Here is a 21543-nt window from a genome sequence, read left to right on the forward strand (position 1 = left end):
ATCATGAAAGCCCGATTCAATTACTACACCGCCTCACCGGACACCATGAACGCCATGTTCAACACCCAGACGGTCATCGACGCCACCGGTCTGGACAAGCGACTGATCGCCCTGGTGGAACTGCGGGCTTCGCAGATCAACGGCTGTGCCTTCTGCATGCACATGCACGCCGGCCAGGCCCGCAAACTGGGGGAAGACAACGCGCGCATTGATACTGTCGCCGGCTGGCGGGATACCGACTGGTTCAGTGAGCGGGAGCGGGCAGCGCTGGGCTGGACCGAATACCTGACCCGTCTCAGCCAGGGCGGCGATGGCGACGCCGCCTACGAAGCTCTGGCGGAACACTTCAGCGAGAAAGAACGCAGTGACCTGACCTACGTGATCGGCGTTATCAACATGTGGAACCGTTTCAGCGTCGGCTTCCAAACGCACCCGGAGTAACAACAGTAACAACGGTTTTATCTGCCACAGCCCCATGGCATGCTTCGAATCATATTCGATTCGGAGCCTGCCATGCGCCCTGCCATTACCGCCATTCTGTCCAGCCTTGTCCTCAGCGCCTGCGCGGACACCACCGCCACCTTGGAGCCACAAACCAACGACAGCATCACCGCTACCGAAATCACCAATGGCCTGCATCATCCCTGGTCACTGGCGTTTGTCTCAAACAACGAATGGCTGATTACGGAACGGCGTGGCACCCTGCGGCGGGTTGTGGATGGTGAGCTGCAAGACGCCGCTGTGGGCGGCGTACCGGACGTCATGGCCTCTGGCCAGGGCGGCCTGTTTGATGTGCTCCCCCATCCAGACTTCGCTAATAACCAGCGTTTATACCTGAGTTATGCCAAGCCTTGCAGTGACAAAGAGGCCACCACGGCTGTGGGATACGGCACCTATGAAGCCGGCACCCTGAGCAACTTCCAGACCATTTATACGGCGGAGAAATCCTGCACCAATACCGGCAAGCATTTTGGCGGCCGTATCCTGTTCGATAATGACGGCTACCTGTTTCTGACCATTGGTGATCGCGGCCAACGTGAGCGCGCCCAGAATACGCAAGATCCCGCCGGCAGCGTTCTGCGTCTGCACGACGATGGCCGCATCCCGGAAGACAATCCGCTGGTGGGCCAGGCCGACCAGGCCACCGAGATCTGGAGCTGGGGCCACCGCAATCCCCAGGGCCTGGCCCTGCACCCGCAGACCGGCAAACCCTGGTTGAACGAACACGGCCCCCGCGGGGGCGACGAGATCAATGCGGTAAAACCCGGCGTCAATTATGGCTGGCCGGTGATTACCTATGGCCGGGAGTATTACGGCCCCAGCATTGGCGACACCGAGAAAAAAGGCTATGCCCAGCCCCTGCTGCACTGGACTCCGTCCATCGCGCCCGCCGGCATGGCCTTCATTACCAGCGACCGTTACCCCGGCTGGCAAGGCCACACTGCAAACGGTGCACTCAAATTGCAGCATCTGAACATGGTGGCGTTTGACGGGCCGCAACCCGTCAGCGAAACCCGGCTACTGGGGAACCGCGAACAGCGCATCCGCGATGTACGCCAGGGACCGGACGGTTATCTATACCTGCTCACCGACAGCAACAACGGTCAGCTACTGAAGCTAAACCCGGCAAAATAACGGTCCCTCGCTGGTCAGGCTACACTTTGGCTGCCCGAAGCTGGCTTGGGGCTGCCAGCGTCCGGCTGTTCTGCACCCCGCTAAAACGCCAGCGACGTCACCGCCTGAAAGCTGTGCTCGCTGGTGATGCGATCATCATCCGTGTAGGCATATTCAAACGCGAAGCGCAGCGGCGAACGGTGGAACAACAGCAACTCCAGATCCATGCCGACAATAGCCTGATTCAGCTCCAGCTGGGCAGCACCGAAATCGATATCATAGCGGCGATAGCGCAGGTGCAGCGCCTCACGGCGCAGAGACAACGGCACCTTGAAGGAATACCACGGCAGGTTAATCACCTTTGACACGCTGGCCTCACCCGAAATCACCTGCTCGGCATAGTAGCTATTATCCAGGGCAGGAATCACGATCCGCGACGGATCGTTGGCGATAAAATCCTGCGTTTCTTCCAACGCCACCCCTCGACGCATTCCCTGATTCACCACAGCATCACTGCGCGAAAACTGGCCACGGGCCCCCAGGTACAGTTCGGCGGGCAGATCGGTCATCAGGCTCAGGGTGCCACCATAGCTGGTGTCATCACGGTCACTCACCTGATAACCCGTAACCCCGGCATGCTTGTTGGGCAGAAAACTGTTACCAAAACGCGTGGTGCGGCTCAGGCTCCACTGCCCGGCCAGGGGCTCACGCTCATCCAGTTGATAGTCCTGATACCAGGTGCCGGCCAATTCACTGTACCAATAACCGGACTGCAGCAAAGGCAAACGTAACTCGGCACTCAAGCCATGGTTACGTGTCTCCTGCGGGGGCGACTCCCGATCCAGCCGATCGTCCAGCACCCAATATTGTTTCACCCCACCGATGAGGAAAAACTGATTGTTGCTATACCCCAGCCCCGCCAGTTCGCTCAGGTCTTGATCGCGGTAACTGAACAGGGACACTTCGTTTTGCTCCAGCGGATCGCTGAATCGCACTTGCACGTTGTACAGCGTGTGCAAATCCGTTTCGTCTTCCGCCGAGTCATCCTCTTCCTCGGAAAGCAACGACAGTGACAGATCCGTACCGCTATAGCGCATGGCGCTCCAGGCATGATAAGGGCGATCCAGCGACAACGGCTGTGGCTCACTGTCCGTGGCCAGATTATCGGCCTGCCCGACGGGCACATCCCACCGCAGCTCGCGCACATGGGGCTCGCCGGAACGGGGCTGTAACGGCTTCAGATAATAGCCGTAATGATCGGCCTGAATGGCTGTCGCCAGCACCCGTTCATCATCCAGCAACCGCGCGGCCACGATGTCATCTTCCGCCAGCACCCGGCTAACACCACCCCCGTTTTGCGTGCGGTAAAGGGAAGAGCCGTGCTCGCTGTTGGCCACGAACAACACACGCCCCTGGCTATCCACATCGGCCACCACGCCGTAGTACCCTGCATAACGGTACAGCGCCGTACGATTGCGATAGAGGATGCGTTCCGACCCTTCCTGCACGAAGTAATAGAGGTCGTCGCCATGAACATTCACGGAGGAATTCACCTGACCGTAAAAGTCATCACCGACATACAGTTGCGGCTGGTCATAGGAACTGGCCACATCAAAATACACCGGCTCCCGGGATGGCATGAACCCCTGAATGATCCGGCCGCGGGTATCCTCTTTCAGGTGAGCACTTTCACTGTATAGCCCCTGATAGATTCGCCACGGCGTGCTGTAGGCACTCGCCATGGACCAGGTCTTGTCGTCGTGGCGAAACAGTTCGCCGCCGCGAAAAGTCGAACGCTGCTTGCCCAGTTCGCCAGTCTCTCGATCCAGCACCACATGGTACGGCGCCCGCACATCCTGTGGGCTCGCCAGAAAAAAGATCTCATTGTCATCACTGTTCAGTGCGGTGAAAAATTTCGAGGTCACCAGCGGCTCACCCGCAGACATGACCGCCCTGTCTGCCTGCTGCACTTCGTGCTTTGCCCAGTCGGCAAAGGTGGTGTCGAAATTGTTGCCGATGGCCGCTTGCAGCGGTGCATTGGTGACGAAGGGAAAATACCAGTACCGCGAACGCGCCTTGAAGTACCGGTTGGTCGCATCCAGCCCGTACCGATCGGCGAGGAAATACTGGTAATGGCTGCCCAGCACATAGCTGCTTTCACCATAGGGAAAATACAGCGTCTGGTTATAGGCCCGCTCCGGGGTCAGGTAGCCTGCTTTTGCCTGGGCATGAACCAGCGCATCGAAGCGGCCACTGTAGAGGCGCCCGCCATTACCATGGCGGGACTCATTAAGCACCGCATTGCCCTCCAGCATGAACGATGACTCGAACACATTGGGAACAATCGCCGGAAAAAAGGGCGTCATCAGGGCGCCGTTACCCAGCACCGAATGCAGCGCACTGGACACCCGGTTGTCTTTGGCGTTCAGCTGGTAGTTATGGGCTGTCTCGTGGAACAGCAAGGTGTCGAGCCAGGAGGTAGTAGAAAAGTAATCCACCGCAGACGCGCCACCCACGTAATTGATCTGGCGATTGAGGGGATACTGGGTAGAGAAACCGTTGGCAATCTGGTTGTTATCGGAAATAAGTCCAACAAACAGCGGTGAATCCATCTGATAGCCAAAGCTGGCTTCATACTGCGGTTGCAGTTGTTGCTCCACGCCAGCGGCGTGCTCAGCAAACCCCTGGTTTTTCTCGGTGAAAATCAGCTCGGTATTACGCACCGTCGCCTTGTAGTAAGGCTGATCATGGGGCACCACCGTGGGGTTACGCTGTACCAGTGGTTCCGCCACAGTCTCTGCTGACAGGACCGCCCCGACAACCACCCCAACCAACCTCCACTCGCCCCGTTTGTTCATCGACGCTCTTCCCTGTTGTTATCGCCAGCCTGGTTGTTATTCGCCTTGCCATTGTGCCCGGCCTGTCGTCCTCTTCACCAGTACCCCAGTCACGCCCCGCCCTGCTGGGCAGCCCGATTACAGTCCGTCACAGAAGCCCCAGTTTCTTTCACGCTTGGGCACCAAGGTACCCACAGATTTGCACTGCCATCCCGCCTACGCTGATACACCTATAAAAAAATGTCTCGCTCCGTGACGAGCCGCCACCATAACAACACAGGGACCGCACCATGCCCGCTTCGTCTTCAGCGCGCCTGAATGGCCGCACTCTGATCGTCATTCTCCTTGGCCTGGTACTGCAACTGACCGCCTGCGGCGGAGGTAGCGGCAGCGCCCCCACCGTTGCCAATACACCCAACAGCCCCAACGCCAACACGGGCGGCGACAGCGGTGACGATACCGATAACGATACTGGCGAGGAGGAAAGCACACCGGTGAACCTGGCCTGGAGCGAGCCCTACCAGCGCGACGAGGAATACCCCAACACGGTCGACTTGCCCCAGCAATTAATCACCATGCGCGACGGCATTCGCCTGGCAGCGACCATCACCCTGCCAGCGGACGAGAACGGCAATGCCATTGACGGCCCGTTCCCGGTGATCGCCACCTTTACCGGTTATAACCAGGCGCTTGGCGCCATCGGTGCTGCCGACCCGGCGCTGGTGAAAAGGGGTTACGCTTACATCATTGTGGATCTGCGCGGCACCGGGGCAGCGGAAGGCAGCTGGCAGGCGTTCAGCCAGATTGATCAGGATGATATCGGCGAGCTGCTGGAGTACATCAAGGTGCAGCCCTGGAGCAATGGCAGCATCGGCATGAACGGCGCGTCGTACATGGGCATCACCGGTCTGCTGGCCGGTGCACAGGAAGACCCGGCGGTGAAAGCCATTTTTGCCATCGTGCCCATGGGTGATGCCTACCGGGATATCGTCTTCACTGGCGGGCAGATCAACGCCGGGTTTATTCCCCTGTGGGTCACCCTGGTCACCGGGCTGGGCATCATCCCCACCCCGGCCGGGCTGGATAATGGCGAACCGGGTTATTACCTGACCACCCTGCTGCAGCATCTGCAGGGCGCCCTCACCGAATTTCAGGTGCCCGTGGTGGCCGGGGCGTTGATTGGTGATGAAAACAAATACGACACCGAATTCTGGCGCATCCGCTCACCACTGGAGCAGATCGACAAGATCACTGCACCGACCTTTGTGGTGGGCGGGCTCAAGGATATTTTCCAGCGTGGCGAGCCACTGATTTATGAAGGCCTGAAAGACCATACCACCGCCAAGCTGCTGATCGGCCCCTGGGAACATCTGGATGGCTCCTCCGGGGCCGGCCTGCCCGCGGATGGGGTGCCCGCCCTGGGCCCCATCCGCCTGGCCTGGTTTGACCAGTACCTGAAAGGCATGGACACCGGCGCCGGGGATTTCCCGCCGGTGACCCAGTACTACACTGGCGAAGAACGTTTCGTCACCGCCGCCGACTGGCCACACCCGTACGCGCAAGCGGAAACCTTTTACCTTCATGGCCAACCCGGCGCGCCCTTGTTCGGCAGTATTTCGCACAGCGCACCGACCAGCAGCAAACAAACCAGTCTGCTGCAGACGCCAGTCAACGGTCTGTGCTCCGCCAGCGCCAGCCAGTGGACTGCCGGCGTGCTCGGTCTGATCTTGCCCCCCTGCTCGGCACAGGACAACGTGGTTAACCTGCTGGAAGCGGTGTACACCAGCGAACCGCTGGAAGAAGACATGGCCATCAACGGGCCGATCACCGGGCAGATCTGGGCGTCCACCACCGCCCTGGATACCAATGTCACCGTGCGCGTCAGCGTGGTCGGCGACAACGGCATTGCCCGGCCATTGACCCACGGCATTCAGATGGCGTCCATGAGTGCCTTTGATGCCAGCAAATCGCGCTTCATGAACGGCAAACTGATCCAGCCCTGGCACCCATTCACTGCGGAATCCAAGCGCAGCATCAGCCCGCTGACCGCCTTCCGAGCCGACGTGGAAGTGTTCCCCACCAGCGCCCTGATCAAGGCTGGGGAAAAGTTGCGCATCAGCGTGGGCACCAGCGATCTGCCCCATGGCCTGAGCCCGATCCCGGATCTGCTCACCAGCCTGCTGGGCGCCATGACCATCTACAGCGCCCCGGCCATGCCATCGCGGGTGAACATTCCGCTGGTGCCAACCAGCGCCCTGTGACGCCATACCGCCTCTCCACCCTGCTCGGGCAAGAGGGGCGGCTATTCATGCTGCAGAATATTCAACAGACGATCGAACGGATCACGCACATAGAAGCGTCGCACGCCCCAGGGCTCACTCACCGGCCCGTATTCCAGCGGCACCCCCGCTTGCTGCATTCTTCTCAGGGCCTCATCCAGATCATCCACCTCGATGGACAGGTCCGGCACCGCTGCGCCTGAACCGCCCTCGGACCCGAAACCAAGCTGTACGCGCATGGTTTCCGCCGAGCCATAGGCCTGGAACCAACCATGATCCATAAGCCGCTCGAGGCCGAGAATATCGCCATAAAAGGCGTCCGCCTTATGCCGTTCCGTCGTGGTCACATTGGCCACGATTCGATTCACTTTCATGCTGTCTCCCTGTGTTTTTATTCCCGCACCCGTCCCGAAGCCGCCTCCTTCCATGCTAGAATGAACTCTGTTCAAATTCGGCAGCCTTAGCCCACCTTTACACCCAGCCACGCTTTCATTTCCGGGAACCCTGTATGCCCTCCGACTCCAGTCGCCTGCTTCGTTTGTCTCTTGCTCTCGCCCTGGGGGGGTTTGGCATTGGCAGTGGCGAGTTCGTCATTATGGGGTTAATGCAGCGCGTGGCCACCGATCTGCAAGTACCGGTTCCCGATGTGGGCTATGCCATCAGCAGTTATGCGCTGGGGGTCGTGGTCGGTGCGCCGCTGATTTCCGCTCTGGCGGCCCGGGTGCCCCGGCGAGGATTGTTGATCGCCTTGATGCTGGTGTTTGCCGTGGGCAACATGGCCAGCGCCCTGGCCACAGATTTCTGGACCTTCGTAGGCCTGCGCTTTCTCGCCGGGCTGCCCCATGGCGCCTACTTTGGTGTCGCGGCGCTGGTGGCGGCCTCCGCCGTGCCGTATCACATGCGCGCCCGCGCCGTGGCCCGGGTAATGAGCGGGCTGACCATTGCCATCGTGGTCGGCGCGCCCCTGGCCACCTGGGCCGGCAATTTATTTGGCTGGGAAGTGGCTTTTATCGGCGTTGGCGTGATTGCCCTGTGCACCGCCCTGTTGATTCGCCTGTGGGTGCCCGCCCAGGCGCCGGACCCGAACGCCAGCCCGCGTCGCGAATTATCCGCGCTGGTCAAACAGCGGGTGCTGTTCACCCTGGGGGTCGCCAGCATCGGTTTCGGCGGCATGTTTTCGGTATTCAGCTATGTGATGCCCACCCTCACCGAGCAAGCCGGCATGGCGGAAAGCTGGGGCCCCATGGTGCTGATGATCTTCGGCATCGGCACCATTATCGGTAACTTTGCCGGTGCCCGCGCCGCGGACGGCAACTTGCTGCGTGCCATACCGCGCATTCTGGTCTGGTGTGCGCTGATTCAGGCCGGCTTTTACTTTGCCGCCGACTGGCCCTTGCCCGCCATCCTCTTCGTGGGCCTGGTAGGCACCAGCATGGCGCTGGGCCCGGCATTGCAGACCCGACTGATGGATGTGGCCGAGGACGCCCAGACCATGGCCGCCTCCATGAATCACGCGGCCTTCAACCTGGCCAACGCGCTGGGCGCCTGGCTGGCCGGCGTCACCATCAAGATGGGCGCACAATGGTCCGCCACCGGCCTGGTAGGGGCGGCCCTGGCCATCGGCGGATTGCTGATTTTCCTGGCCGGTCGCGGCCTGGAAAAACGTCACGCAGAAACCGCCGGCCTGGCCCCGCTTAATAACGGAACAGATAGCCCACGTTAACGGTGGTCAGATCATTGTCGTCGTCATCCAGCTGCAGCCATTCCACCGTCAGGGCATTGCGTTCGTTCAATTTGATCGACGCCCCCATGCCGTAGGAGGGATCGCTGGCCACATCGTCTTCGGTATCGCCGCCGGCCACGGTGACCTCACGCTTCACCGAGGAGTGCCCAAGCAGCACATAGGGAGACAGCGGCAAACGGTAGCTCAGCCCCATTTTCAGATAGCCCCCCACCAGCCATTGCGGGTCCACGCTGACCCGGGCCGTATCCAGCCCGCCCTCATCATCGCTGACGCCATAACCCAGCCGGGCCTCCAGCGCGAGCAGGGTATTGTACTGCCAGCCCCACACCGCCTGAACGCTGCGCGGTTGTGCATCATCGCCGGCAGCGATTTGCTGGTCGAGCAGGTTGTACTGCACGCCCACATAGCCGGGCAATAACGGATCATCATTGGCAGACACCGACCCACTGATCACACATGCCAAGACCGCTATTCCCGCCGCCAGCGAATAAGAATGCTTCCCCTGTTGTTTCATCATCGCTCCCTCAATGCCGTCAATGGCCCGCCAGCAAATCATATTCCTTTCCGAGAATAACCGGCGACACTGTTTCCTCAACAAGAAAGTAACACCGGCAGGAAAAGAAACGAAAAAAGGGCCGCACAGGCGTGCGACCCAAAACCTCTTATGGCACACGGGCCACAACAGGCTATCGGCATTCACAACACAAACATCAACCGGCTACAGTCAATTTGTGCGCGAATCAGCGAGTCAGGTCTGACAGGAAATAACATTCATCGTGGCGGCTGCCACGCTGCGAGGGTATTCATAAGGCTCTCTCCCAAGTCCATTTGGTGCTGGCCCTGCTGCATGATTGTTGTGTCGGCTTGCGGGTGCTATTCCCCTGTTCAACAGCAGCGCCTTGTTGAACAGGCTGACAACGACATCAATTCATTTTTTCGCAACAGAACCGGTCTTTTGATCGTTATAATTATCTGTCTGTGCTTGCTCGTTTTACCGTTACCCATGCCAGTAACTGCGTACTAGAATGCACCGACCCTTGCGCCGCAAACTTTGCGCCAGCGCACATTCCGGGCCACAGAATGTGGTTTTTTGTTACCGCTGGATTTACCTAACACCGGCGGACAAGGGCTCGGGTTGCACAAACTTACCGGTTACCGGAAAACGTACCTCCACCAGCAGTCCACCGTGGGGATGATTGGCCAGCTGAATATCACCGTGGTGCATGTCCACAATCCGCTTCACGATGGCCAGCCCCAAACCACTGCCACTGAGAGTGCGCGCCTTTTCCCCCCGGGAAAACGGCTGCAGCAGCAACGGAATATCCTCTTCACGCACACCGCGACCGTGATCACGCACCGTCAACACGACCTTGTTTTCCGCAACTGCGGTGCGCACCTCCACCGGTGAGGCACCGTACTTCAGGGCATTGCCCACCAGGTTGGCCAGCATCCGTTTTACCGTCAGCCGCTTGAGCATAAGCCGGGGCAGGTCTTCCAGCTCGAACCGTAATTGCTCCGCCGGGTACTTGCCGGCCACCTCCTGAATCAGGTCATTGAGGTTTTCAAAGTCCGGCTGCTCATCCGCACCATCACGGATAAAGGAAATAAACTGATCGAGGATCGCATCCATATCCTCAATGTCTTCGATAATGCCTTTTGCCAGCTCCTCGTCCTGCATGAATTCCGCCGACAGGCGCAGACGTGTCAGCGGGGTTCGCAAATCATGGGACACCCCGGCCAGCAGCAACGCCCGATCCCGCTGGGCATGCTGCAAGTCACTGGTCATCCGGTTAAAGGCGGCATTCACTGCCTGAATTTCCTCCGGGCCGATGGTGGTATCCAGCACCGGCACCGCCTCTCCACGCCCCACTTTCAAGGCCACTTTGGCCAGCCGTCGCAACGGCAAGTTCAGCCCCCGGGCAATCAGCAAGCCACCGATGATAGCCAGCAAAGGCACTGTCACCCCCCAGCCCAACAACAGGTAGCGATCGTAATCCCGGAAGAACGCCATGGGCACCCGCACCCATTGCTCACCAAACGACGGCGCGTTCACCCACAGAACCGGTTGGCGGTTATCTTCCAGACGCACGGTCACAGGCTCTTCCAGCATGCCTTCCAGTTCTTCCTGAAAACGGCCCACCACCGGACGTGACAGCAGCATGGTGCCATCGTGAAGCTTTTCCGGAATCGCCACCGTAATGCCGGTGGCATTACCCAGCCGGTCGGCCAGATCCGCATCCGCTGCCGCCCGCGAATCATCAAACGCCAGCTCCGCTTGCAGCACCGTCAAGCGGGCGTATTCACGGATACCGGGCAGGTAGGCATTACGGGCAAAGAACCACAGGGTCAGCGCCTGGCTGATCCCAATCACCAGCCCCACCACAATGGCGGAGCGGACAAAGGCAGTGCGGGGATAGAGTGTCATCAAGGCAGCTTACACGCTGCATGCCTCACGCAACACGCGCGTGATGCGTGAAGCGTGGTGCATGCTGCGTCTCTTAATCAGGCACAAACACATACCCCACACCCCAGACCGTCTGGATGTAGCGGGGTTTGGAGGGGTCGTCTTCGAGCAGGCGGCGCAGGCGTGATACCTGCACATCGATGGAACGCTCCATGGCCGACCACTCGCGACCCCGGGCCAGGCTCATCAGCTTGTCACGGGTAAGCGGCTCGCGGGGGTTCTGCAGCAGTGCCTTGAGTACAGCAAATTCCCCGGTAGTCAGGCTTTGCGGATCACCATCACGGGTCAGGGTGCGGTTGGCCAGATCCAGAATCCAGGGGCCAAACGTCACCGACCCTTCTTCCTTACTGGGCGCCCCGGGCAGCTCGCGCACATGGCGGCGCAGCACCGCGCGGATACGGGCATCCAGTTCCTTGGGGTTGAACGGCTTGGGCAGGTAGTCATCGGCGCCGGCATCCAGGCCTTCAATGCGCTCGGCATCATCGCCCTTGGCGGTGAGCATGATGATCGGCATAACGTTCTCGGCCTCACGCAGGCGACGGCAGATCGACAGGCCATCTTCCCCCGGCAGCATCAGGTCCAGCACCATCAGGGAATACAGTTCGCGGGACAGGGCACGGTCCATCTGCTCGGCATCGCCCACCGCCTTTACGGTATAACCGGCTTCTTCCAGAAACCGTTGCAGCAGGCTACGCAGTCGCGCATCGTCATCCACGACCAGAATCTTGTCTTGTTGTTCGCTCACAGCACCTCCGAAGGTTTACTGGTCCCTGATTTACGCGTTGTGGTCCGAACGTGCAAGAAAATGGCACGAAGAGATTGTATAAAAACATTGCCAACGTGGAAGATAGGCACTGCTATAAGAACACGTTACAGTATCCGGCTGAGAATCATTATCAATAAAGGACTTCCCTTGCGAGACCGCCTGAAACAACTTCCCCCGGTTGCCCGCGTTATTCTGGGCACGGTGCTGGCGATCATCCTGCTTGCCACATTCAAACCGTCCGCGCCCACCCGAGATATCGTGGACAACCATGCCCGGGTGCGGTTCGTGCTGGCCGACCCACAAGCGCGCTCGCCGCAGATTCAACTGTTTGGCCGGGTACAATCCCCCCGGGCCGCGGGCCTGACCGCCGTGGTCACCGCCAACGTGGACAGCATCCCGGTGCGCGCTGGCAACCGGGTCACCGAAGGCCAATTACTGATCCAGCTGGACGACACCGAAGCCGCCCTGGCCCGCGACCGTGCCAAAGCCACCCGCGACGAAGCCGCCGCCCAGCTGGAGACCACCCGACTGCGCTACCAGAGCGACAAGAAAAACCTGGCACTGGAAAAGAAGCTGGCCCAACTATCCACCGATAATCTGGAGCGCATCCAGTCCCTGCGTGAACGCAAGCTGGTGGCCCAGACCCAGCTGGACGAGGCCGAGCAAGCCCAGGCCCGGGCCGATCTGTCTCTCAGCCAGCGCCAGCTCAGTGTCAGCGACTTTGCGAACGAACTGGCCCGTATGGAAGCCCGTCTGGCCAGCGCCGAGGCGCAGCTGGAACAGGCAAAAATCGACCTGGCCCGCACTACCGTCAACGCGCCGTTCGACGGTACCGTGACCCAGGTGAGCGTAGCCCCCGGCGAGCGGGTCCGCCCCGGCGAGCCGCTGATCGACCTGTTTGCCGACAGCGAACTGGAAGTGCGCGCCCAGATCCCCGACCGTTATCTGCCTGCCGTACGGCAAGGCTTGATCGCCGGCGACCTGGCCGCCAGCACCCAGCTGGAAGGCCATACCCTGCCGCTGAAACTGAAGCGACTGGCCGGCGATGCCGCCGATGCCCGTGGCGGCATCGATGGCCTGTTCGCCTTTAGCGGTGACAGCGCCAAAGGGGCGCCCACGGCCGCACTGGGCCGCCCGCTGACCATCACCCTGACGCTGCCCGCCCAACCGCAATTGCTGGCGCTGCCAGCCACAGCCCTGCATGGTCTCAACCGGCTCTACCGCATCGACGCCGATGACCATTTGCAACGGGTGGATGCCCATATCGTCGGCGAAGCCATCGACGGTGACGAGTCCCTGCTACTGTTACGCGCCGACAGCCTGACCGGTGGCGAACGCATCATGACAACCCAACTGCCCCAGGCCATCGTCGGGCTGCCGGTGGATCCACAGCCCGTACCCGGCAGTAACGCCGACACCGAAAGCAACACCCCCATAACGGACGCAGACGCGGATAGCCAGGGCGGTGACAGTGAGTGAGTCGCGGGGCCTGATCGCCAGCTTTACCGAGCACAAGGTTGCCTCCAACCTGCTGATGATCCTGATGATCATGCTCGGGGTACTGGGCCTGACTCGCTTGAACACCCAGCTGTTCCCGGATTTTGACTTCGAATACGTCACCGTCACCATCCCCTGGCGCGGCGCCAGCCCGGAAGATGTGCAACGCTCCATCACCATTCCCGTGGAGCAGGCACTGAAAACCCTGCCCAACACCCGCAAGCTGATTGCCCGCTCCCAGCAGGGCGCCAGCGCCATTTTTATTGAGCTGGAAGACGGCAGCGATCTGGGCCTGGCCCTGGATGAAGTGCGCCAGCGCATCGACTCGATTCGCAACCTGCCCCAGGACGCCGAGCGGCCGGTGATTCAGAAAATCACCCGCTATTCGCTGGTCACCTCGATTCTGGTATCCACAGAAAACGGCAGCCGGGAAGAGCTGCGCCCGCTGGTGCGGGAAATGGAGGATGAACTGCTGGCACTGGGGGTCGGCAAAGTGGAGTTCATAGGCCTGCCGGAAGAGGAAATGGCCATTCAGGTGCCCAGCAGCACCCTGCATGATCTGGGCATGACCCTGGGGCAGATCGGCGACAAGGTACGCAGCTTCAGCCAGGACACCCCCGCCGGCACCGTGGGCCGCGACGACGCCGCCAAGCAACTGCGGGCGCTGGGCCAACGCCGTGACGAAAAGGCCTTTGCCGAGCTCCCCCTGATTACCACCGCCGACGGCCAGCAGCTGAGTCTGGGCGATGTGGCCATCATCGAACGACGGGCACGGGATGACCAGGCCACCCTCACCTTCGAAGGCAAACCCGCCATCGAACTACAGGTGATGCGCGGCGAAGACGACGACATGCTCGACTTGGCCGACAAGGTTCGTACCTGGGGAGGCGAATACGCGCATTCGCTGCCCGATGGCGTCAAGATGACGTTCTATTTCGAGGCCTGGAAACACGTGCAGGAGCGCATTTCCACCCTGCTCTGGAATGGCATTTCCGGCCTGGTGCTGGTGATCCTCACCCTCTATTTTTTCCTCAATGCGCGGGTCGCCTGGTGGGTCACCGTGGGGATTCCGGTGTCCTTCATGGCCACCCTCGGCATCCTCTGGGCGTTTGGCGGCACCATCAACATGATCAGCCTGTTCGGCCTGATTCTGGCCCTGGGGCTGATCGTCGATGACGCCATCGTGGTGGGCGAAGACACCCTCACCCACCTGCAACAGGGCGAATCTGCCCAGCGTGCAGCCCTGGGCGGGGCCCGGCGCATGTTCTGGCCCGTGGTGGCGTCGTCCACCACCACCATCGCCGCCTTCCTGCCACTGGGAATGATGGGCGGCGCAATGGGCAAGATATCGTTCGATATTCCCTTCGTGATGATCTGCGTGATTCTCGCCTCACTATTGGAATGCTTCCTGGTGATGCCCGGGCATTTGCACCACAGCTTCCGCGGCATCGAGGTCAAGGCCAGCGGCCTGCGCGAGCGCATCGACATCGGCTTCAACCGCTTCCGGGATGAGCGCTTCCGGCCCCTGGTGGAATGGTCCGTTACCCACCGCAAGCTGGTCAGTGTGTCCGCCGTCTGCGCCTTCGTTCTTGCCCTGTCGCTGGTATCCACCGGCTGGCTCAAGTTCACCTTCTTCCCGCCGGTAGATGGCGATCAACTGCGCGCCGTGGCGGAATTCTCCTCCGGCACCGACAAGCAACAGGTGGACGACTTCCTCGCCGAGCTGGAACGCACGCTGGAAGAGACCAACGAGGAACTGGGCGGGCATCTGGTCCATACCATTATCAGCCACCACGGCGCCGCCGCCGGTTTCCCTAACATCGGCGGCCGCCAGGACAAGTTCGGTGACGAATACGGCACCCTGGTAGTCGAGGTCTACACCGGTTCGGACCGGGACATCTCCAACGACCAGTTGATTGATGCCTGGCGCGAAAGACTGGCCATGCCCGCGGGGCTGGATCAACTCACCATTTCCCAGGCCGAAGCCGGCCCCCCGGGCAAACCCATTGAGGTAAAACTCACTGGCAGCGACGCCGCTACCCTGAAAGCCGCCTCACTGGCGTTGCAGGAACGCCTTGAGCAGTTCACCGGCGTCAGCAACGTGGACGATGATCTTCCTTACGGCAAGGAACAGCTCACCTTCCAGCTCACCGCTCAGGGTCGTGCCCTGGGGCTAACCCTCAGCGACGTGGCCAGCCAGCTACGGGGCGCCTTCGACGGCAGCCTCGCGCAGCTCTACAACGAAGAAGACGAGGAAGTGGAAGTGCGGGTGATGCTGCCTGACAGTGAGCGCCGGCGCTTCAGCGCCCTTGAGCGCCTGCCCATCATCACCAACCAGGGCGAAGCCATTCCGCTTCGCGACGTGGTCACCTTTGACGCTCGCAAGGGCGTGGACCTGCTGCGCCGGGTCGACGGCGAATTGGCCGCCACCGTGTACGCCGACCTGGATCCCGAACAGGGCAACGCCAACGAGATCATCGCCACCCTTAACGAAGGCATCCTTCCGGAACTGAAAAGCCGCTACGGCATCGGCGTGGGCTACGAAGGCAAGTTGCAGGAGCAGGCTGAAAACCTGCGGGACCTGGCCACCGGCGCCCTGCTCGGGCTGGCAATTATCTACATCGTGCTGGCCTGGGTATTCAGCTCCTACTCCTGGCCCATAGCGATCATGACCGCCATTTTCTTCGGCCTCACCGGCGCGGTGATCGGGCATATTTTCACGGCACCGTTTGGCATCAAGTTCTCCATGTTCTCGGCCATGGGCCTGTTCGGCCTATCCGGCATTATCGTCAACGACTCCATCGTGTTGGTGAGTTTCTATCAACAGTTGGTCGCCGAAGGCATGGAGCGCTTCCAGGCCATCACTGAAGCCTGTGTACGGCGCCTGCGCGCGGTACTGTTGACCTCGATCACCACAGTCGCCGGCCTCACTCCAATCCTGTTCGAAAGCTCACTGCAGGCCCAGTTCCTCAAACCCATGGCCGTGAGCCTGGTGTTCGGCCTGCTGTTCGGCACCGGGCTGATCCTGCTGGTCGTGCCCGCCATGCTGATGCTGATCGAGGAACAGCGCGACCGCGTTCAGGGACTCGGCCGCCACCTGGCGCCGCACAACTGGGGCACCCTGCTGCAACGAGCCTGGCGCTTTGACCCCAGCCACCACCGCCAACAACCCGGCCCCCAGGGGCTGGGCGGCAACCTTTGGTGGGCCATGCTGCTGGGCCCCTTCCTGCTGCTGAACGTGTTCGGCAACCTGCCCCTGCTCAAGGCAGCCGCCAGCGAAAACGCCAGCCTGCTGCTGCTCGCCCCCACCGGGATACTCTGGCTGCTGATGTTGGGGTTGGGGCTGGCCTTTCTGTGGTGCCTGTTCCGTCGCCGGCAGCTGGCGCTGACATTGGCACCGCGCTGGCTGCTGCTAACCGGGATCGGCAGCCTTGCCATTGCTGCCCTGGCACCGCTGGCGGGCCATCACGGCGACCTGCTGGCCAACAGTTTCTGGGCACTGGCCCGGTGGACGCTGGTCACCACCCTGATTGTGTTGCCCATTCTGCTCTGGGGGCGGCGCAGCGCCCACACGCTCACCCGGTAAGCTGCCCCATTACGGCACCCATGTGCCACAATTCGACAGCTTACCTTTTAAGCCGTCGCTGGTATGATTCGCGATTGGATCGAGACACATATAAAAATACAGCCGTATGGGATCAATAGCGGCTTGAGGAGAGCAACATGGCCAAAATTCTTGTGGTGGACGATTCCCCGACCCAGCTGACCAATCTGGTAAAGATTGTCCAGGGTCAGGGCCATGATGTCGTCACTGCCACCAATGGTATGGAAGGGATAGAAAAAGCCAAACAGGAACAGCCCGACCTGATCCTGATGGATGTGGTCATGCCGGAACTGAACGGCTTCCAGGCCACCCGCAAGATCACCCGCGACCCTGCCACAGAAAGCATTCCGGTGATTCTGGTCACCACCAAGGACCAGGAAACCGACAAGGTCTGGGGCGAACGCCAGGGCGCCTTCGGCTATGTGGTAAAACCGCCGGTGGAATCGGAACTGGTGGCCAAGATCAATGAAGCGCTGGGCTGAGTCGTCGTCCGCGGCCTGTCGCGCGCGGTAACCGAACGTCCATGACCTGCGCCACAGCCACAGCCGCTTTTACAAGTCAATCTATCAACGACCGGATTCATTCCCTATGATTCCGGTCGTTTTGTATTTGAAGAACGCTTGCACGCAACAGGCTTGCAGGCCGCACGCCGTCAGGACATATCATGCGTAGTATCGAACAGATTATTGCCGAAGAAATCGGTTGCCAGGAACGCCAGGTCAACGCCGCCGTCGCCCTGCTCGACGAAGGCTCCACCGTCCCCTTTATCGCCCGTTACCGTAAAGAAGTCACCGGCGGGCTGGACGACACCCAGTTGCGTAACCTGGAAGAACGGCTGCGTTATCTGCGCGAGATGGAAGAGCGCCGCGAGGCCATCCTGAAAAGCATCACCGAACAGGAAAAGCTCACCCCGGAACTGGAAAAGGCGATCAAGGCCGCCGACACCAAGACACGGCTGGAAGACCTCTACCTGCCCTACAAGCCCAAGCGCCGCACCCGCGCCCAGATTGCCCGCGAAGCCGGCCTGGAGCCGCTGGCGGACAGCCTGATGAATGATCCCACCCAGGAGCCGGAAGCGCTGGCCGCCGGCTACCTGAACGAGGAACACAAGATTGCCACCGCCAAGGACGCCCTGGACGGTGCCAAACAGATCCTCATGGAGCGCTTCGCCGAAGACGCCGAGCTGCTCACTCGCCTGCGCACCTTCCTGTGGGACAAGGGCCACATCCAGGCCAAAGTCGTCGACGGCAAGGAAAAAGACGGCGCCAAGTTCAGCGACTATTTCGATCACAGCGAAACGCTGAAAGGCATCCCCAGCCACCGCGCCCTGGCCCTGTTCCGGGGCCGCAATGAAGGCATCCTGCATGTCTCCATGGTGCTGCCGGAAGAGCTGGAAAATGCCCAGCCGCATCCCTGCGAAGCCATGGTCACCGCCGTAGCGGACTGGCAGCACGCCGGCCGCGCCGCCGATGACTGGCTCAAGGAAGTGATGCGCTGGACCTGGAAGATCAAACTCAACACCCACCTGGAAACCGAACTGCTGGGCCGGGTGCGGGAAATGGGCGAAGAAGAAGCCATTCAGGTATTCGCTCGTAACCTGAAGAGTCTGTTGATGGCCTCCCCCGCCGGCCCCAAGTGCACCATGGGCCTGGACCCGGGTCTGCGTACCGGGGTGAAAGTGGTGGTCGTGGATGCCACCGGCAAGCTGCTGGAGCACACCACCATCTTCCCGCACCAGCCGAAAAAGCAGTGGGATCAGTCCCTCAGCAAGCTGGCCGCCCTGAGCAAGCAACACGGCGTGGAATTGATCGCCATCGGTAACGGCACCGCCAGCCGGGAAACCGACAAGCTGGCCGGCGAAGTGGTGAAGCTGCTGAAAGACCAACCGATCCAGAAGATCATCGTTTCCGAAGCGGGCGCCTCGGTGTACTCCGCCTCGGAACTGGCCGCCCGGGAATTCCCGGAGCTGGACGTGTCTTTCCGTGGCGCCGTTTCCATTGCCCGCCGCCTGCAGGATCCATTGGCCGAGCTGGTGAAGATCGACCCGAAAGCCATCGGCGTGGGCCAGTACCAGCACGACGTGAGCCAGGTAAAACTGTCGCGCTCGCTGGATACCGTGGTGGAAGACTGTGTGAACTCCGTGGGCGTGGACGTGAACACCGCCAGCGCCCCGTTGCTGGCCCGCATTGCCGGCCTTAACAGCACCATCGCCGGCAACATTGTTACTTTCCGGGAAAAGAACGGCGCCTTTGCCAGCCGTGCCAACCTGAAACTGGTGCCGCGTCTGGGCGACAAGACCTTTGAACAGGCCGCCGGTTTCCTGCGCATCATGAACGGCGAGAACCCGCTGGACAGTTCCTCAGTGCACCCGGAAGCCTACCCGGTGGTGGAAAAAATCGCCGGCAAACATGGCCGCCCGTTAAAGGATCTGGTGGGTGATGTGCCCTTCCTGAAGAAGGTCAACGCCGCCGAATTCACCGACGACAACTTCGGCCTGCCCACCGTCACCGACATCCTCAGTGAACTGGAAAAGCCCGGCCGCGACCCGCGCCCGGAATTCAAGGCGGCGGCACTGAAGGAAGGGGTGGAAACCCTCAAGGATCTGAAGCAAAGCATGATCCTGGAAGGCACCGTCACCAACGTCACCAACTTCGGCGCCTTCGTGGACATCGGCGTTCACCAGGATGGCCTGGTGCATGTGTCCGCACTGGCGGACAAGTTTGTGGAAGACCCGCATCAGGTGGTGGCCCCCGGCGATATCGTCAAGGTCAAAGTGCTGGACGTGGATCTGGATCGTAAACGCATCAGCCTGACCATGCGCATGGACGACCAACCCACCGAAAAAACCAGTGGCCAACGCCCCACCAGCAATCGCGCCAACCAGGCCGGTAAAGGCAATAATCAACGCCGCGGTGGCGGCGGTAACGGTGGCGGTCAACGCGCCGGTGGTCAGCCCCAGGGCGGTGGCGGCACGTTCGCCGACCTGTTTGCCAAGGCCAAGGAAGAGAAGCAGAAGAAGGACAGCAAGAAGCGCTCCTGAGCGGGGTGACTTCTCAGCGTCATTCTATTGCCCCATGATTGTCGGAATTCCGTCACACCCGCGGCCAGCCCCACACCCGGGCGGCCGCACGACAGGCCCCAAACATGAAGCATCTTGAACAGAGAATTCATGCCCTGCTGGATTCAGATGCCGCCGCCACCCTGGCTGGTATCCGTCGTGGCATCGAGAAAGAAAGCCTGCGCATCACCACTGATGGCACCCTGGCGCAAACCCCGCACCCCAAGGCGCTGGGCTCCGCACTGACTCACCCCTACATCACCACGGATTATTCCGAAGCGCTGCTGGAATTTATTACCCCGCCCAGCACCGAGCTGCACAAACCCATCGAGTTTCTCGAACAGCTCCACCGCTATGTGTATAGCCATATTGGTGATGAAGTGCTGTGGGTGAACTCCATGCCCTGCATGATCGGCAAGGACAGTGATGTACCCGTGGCGCAATACGGCAGCGCCAATGTGGGCCGCATGAAAACCGTCTACCGCGAAGGTCTGGGCCACCGCTACGGTCGCAAGATGCAGACCATCGCCGGGATTCATTACAACTTTTCCTACCCGGAAGCATTCTGGAAACTGAACCAGCAATTGGAAGGCGACAGCGCACCGCTGCAGGATTACATTTCCCGTCGCTACTTCGACCTGACGCGCAATTTCCAGCGCTACTCCTGGTTGCTGGTTTATCTGTTTGGTGCCTCACCGGCATTGTGCGCCTCTTTCCTGGCCGGCCGCGAGCACGATCTGCTGGAGCGTTTTGACCACTCCCTCTATCGCCCCCAGGCCACCAGCCTGCGCATGAGCGATCTCGGCTACCAGAACAATGCCCAGTCTTCCCTGGCGATCAGCTACAACAACCTGGATGAGTACGTCAGCACGCTCACCCATGCCATCAAGACGCCAGAACCGGCCTACGAGAAAATCGGTGTGAAGGTGGGCGATGACTACCGCCAGCTCAACACCAATATTCTGCAGATCGAGAACGAGTATTACTCGTCCATTCGCCCCAAGCGCACCATCAACCCGGGCGAGCGCCCCACCACGGCATTACAGGAACGAGGCGTGGAATACATCGAAATCCGCGCGCTGGACCTGAACCCGTTCGAACCCGTGGGCATCAACCAGCAGGAAATCCGTTTCCTGGATCTGTTCGCCACCTATTGTCTGCTGCGTGAATCGCCGCAACTGGAAAAATGCGACCTGCATGCCAGCAAGGAAAACCTGCGCAAGGTGGTCTACGACGGACGCAATACCGGCATAGAACTGTGCAACTGGGGCAAATCGGTGACCCTGAAAGACTGGGCCACGGAAAAGCTGGAACAGATGCAGCCCATCGCCGAACTGTTCGACCGGGCCCACGGCGGCACCAACTATGCCGAGGCACTGGCGCATCAGCAGGAAAAAGTGGATAACCCGGACGCCACCCCATCCGCGCGCATTCTGGCAAAACTGGAGAGCCGCAATCAGGGCTTCTTCCAGTTCGCCATGGATCAGGCCCTGGCCCACCGTGATCACTTCCTGTCCCGCCAGCGCTGCGACGCCACCAACCAGCGTCTGGAAGAACTGGCCGCCGATAGCCTGGCCGAACAGGCCGCCGGGGAAGCCGCCGACCAGCAATCCTTCGAAGATTACCTGGCTGATTACTTCCGCGATTGACCGGCCAGCGGGGCTGCAGCGACTCCCCCCC

At 60.7% G+C, this 21543-nt stretch carries 14 protein-coding genes; 9 read left to right on the forward strand and 5 right to left on the reverse strand.

Features of this window, described 5'->3' with window-relative positions; genetic code table 11:
• Nucleotides 1-3: 3 nt before the first annotated feature.
• Together CL546_RS13725 and CL546_RS13730 are read left to right on the forward strand one after the other, a co-directional pair.
• Nucleotides 4-441 carry a carboxymuconolactone decarboxylase family protein gene (locus CL546_RS13725; RefSeq protein WP_290495929.1) on the forward strand — a complete coding sequence of 146 codons (438 nt, stop codon included), beginning with the start codon at nucleotides 4-6 and terminating at the stop codon, nucleotides 439-441.
• A gap of 72 nt (nucleotides 442-513) precedes the next feature.
• Nucleotides 514-1635: a PQQ-dependent sugar dehydrogenase gene (locus tag CL546_RS13730; RefSeq protein ID WP_290495931.1), complete on the forward strand. Its 1122-nt coding sequence runs from the start codon at nucleotides 514-516 to the stop codon at nucleotides 1633-1635.
• A gap of 80 nt (nucleotides 1636-1715) precedes the next feature.
• On the opposite strand, the gene CL546_RS13735 is transcribed toward CL546_RS13730, so the two are convergent.
• The gene (locus CL546_RS13735) at nucleotides 1716-4406 is read right to left on the reverse strand and encodes a hypothetical protein (protein WP_290495933.1); all 2691 of its coding nucleotides are present in this window, start codon (nucleotides 4404-4406) and stop codon (nucleotides 1716-1718) included.
• Between the two features lie 335 nt (nucleotides 4407-4741).
• Between CL546_RS13735 and CL546_RS13740 the strand changes: the two genes are divergently transcribed.
• On the forward strand, nucleotides 4742-6712 hold the full coding sequence (locus tag CL546_RS13740; protein WP_290495935.1) for a CocE/NonD family hydrolase: 1971 nt from the start codon (nucleotides 4742-4744) through the stop codon (nucleotides 6710-6712).
• Between the two features lie 41 nt (nucleotides 6713-6753).
• Here CL546_RS13740 and CL546_RS13745 read toward each other — a convergent pair whose 3' ends face one another.
• A complete protein-coding gene (locus CL546_RS13745) occupies nucleotides 6754-7104 on the reverse strand; it encodes a VOC family protein (RefSeq protein ID WP_290495937.1) in 351 nt (116 codons plus the stop codon).
• A gap of 134 nt (nucleotides 7105-7238) precedes the next feature.
• Here CL546_RS13745 and CL546_RS13750 point away from each other — a divergent pair, with 134 nt between their 5' ends.
• Entirely contained in the window at nucleotides 7239-8453 is a 1215-nt protein-coding gene (locus CL546_RS13750; protein WP_290495939.1) for an MFS transporter, read from the forward strand.
• Here the strand turns inward: CL546_RS13750 and CL546_RS13755 are convergent.
• The 3 genes from CL546_RS13755 to ompR form a co-directional block, all read right to left on the reverse strand.
• Nucleotides 8425-9030, reverse strand: coding sequence for an outer membrane beta-barrel protein (locus CL546_RS13755; RefSeq protein ID WP_290495941.1), 606 nt, complete (start codon nucleotides 9028-9030; stop codon nucleotides 8425-8427). The genes CL546_RS13750 and CL546_RS13755 overlap by 29 nt on opposite strands.
• A gap of 549 nt (nucleotides 9031-9579) precedes the next feature.
• A complete protein-coding gene (locus CL546_RS13760) occupies nucleotides 9580-10899 on the reverse strand; it encodes an ATP-binding protein (protein ID WP_007150769.1) in 1320 nt (439 codons plus the stop codon).
• Between the two features lie 73 nt (nucleotides 10900-10972).
• Complete coding sequence (gene ompR / locus CL546_RS13765; protein WP_007150894.1) at nucleotides 10973-11683, reverse strand: osmolarity response regulator transcription factor OmpR; 711 nt, start codon at nucleotides 11681-11683, stop codon at nucleotides 10973-10975.
• Nucleotides 11684-11851: 168 nt separating this feature from the next.
• On the opposite strand from ompR, the gene CL546_RS13770 reads away from it, so the two are divergent.
• The 5 genes from CL546_RS13770 (at nucleotide 11852) to gshA (ending at nucleotide 21512) form a co-directional block, all read left to right on the forward strand.
• Nucleotides 11852-13183 carry an HlyD family secretion protein gene (locus tag CL546_RS13770; protein ID WP_290495945.1) on the forward strand — a complete coding sequence of 444 codons (1332 nt, stop codon included), beginning with the start codon at nucleotides 11852-11854 and terminating at the stop codon, nucleotides 13181-13183.
• Nucleotides 13176-16787 (forward strand): efflux RND transporter permease subunit, encoded by a 3612-nt coding sequence (locus tag CL546_RS13775; RefSeq protein ID WP_290495947.1) that lies wholly within the window; start codon nucleotides 13176-13178, stop codon nucleotides 16785-16787. The genes CL546_RS13770 and CL546_RS13775 overlap by 8 nt, the downstream gene beginning before the upstream one ends.
• A 137-nt stretch (nucleotides 16788-16924) precedes the next feature.
• Nucleotides 16925-17287, forward strand: a complete 363-nt coding sequence (locus tag CL546_RS13780; protein WP_290495949.1) for a response regulator — start codon at nucleotides 16925-16927, stop codon at nucleotides 17285-17287.
• Between the two features lie 182 nt (nucleotides 17288-17469).
• Nucleotides 17470-19845: a Tex family protein gene (locus tag CL546_RS13785; RefSeq protein ID WP_290495951.1), complete on the forward strand. Its 2376-nt coding sequence runs from the start codon at nucleotides 17470-17472 to the stop codon at nucleotides 19843-19845.
• Nucleotides 19846-19949: 104 nt separating this feature from the next.
• The gene (gene gshA, locus CL546_RS13790) at nucleotides 19950-21512 is read left to right on the forward strand and encodes a glutamate--cysteine ligase (protein WP_290495954.1); all 1563 of its coding nucleotides are present in this window, start codon (nucleotides 19950-19952) and stop codon (nucleotides 21510-21512) included.
• The last annotated feature ends 31 nt before the right edge of the window (nucleotides 21513-21543 follow it).

Origin of the sequence: Alcanivorax sp., assembly GCF_002726155.1 — a bacterium.
Classification (GTDB): Bacteria; Pseudomonadota; Gammaproteobacteria; order Pseudomonadales; family Alcanivoracaceae; genus Alcanivorax.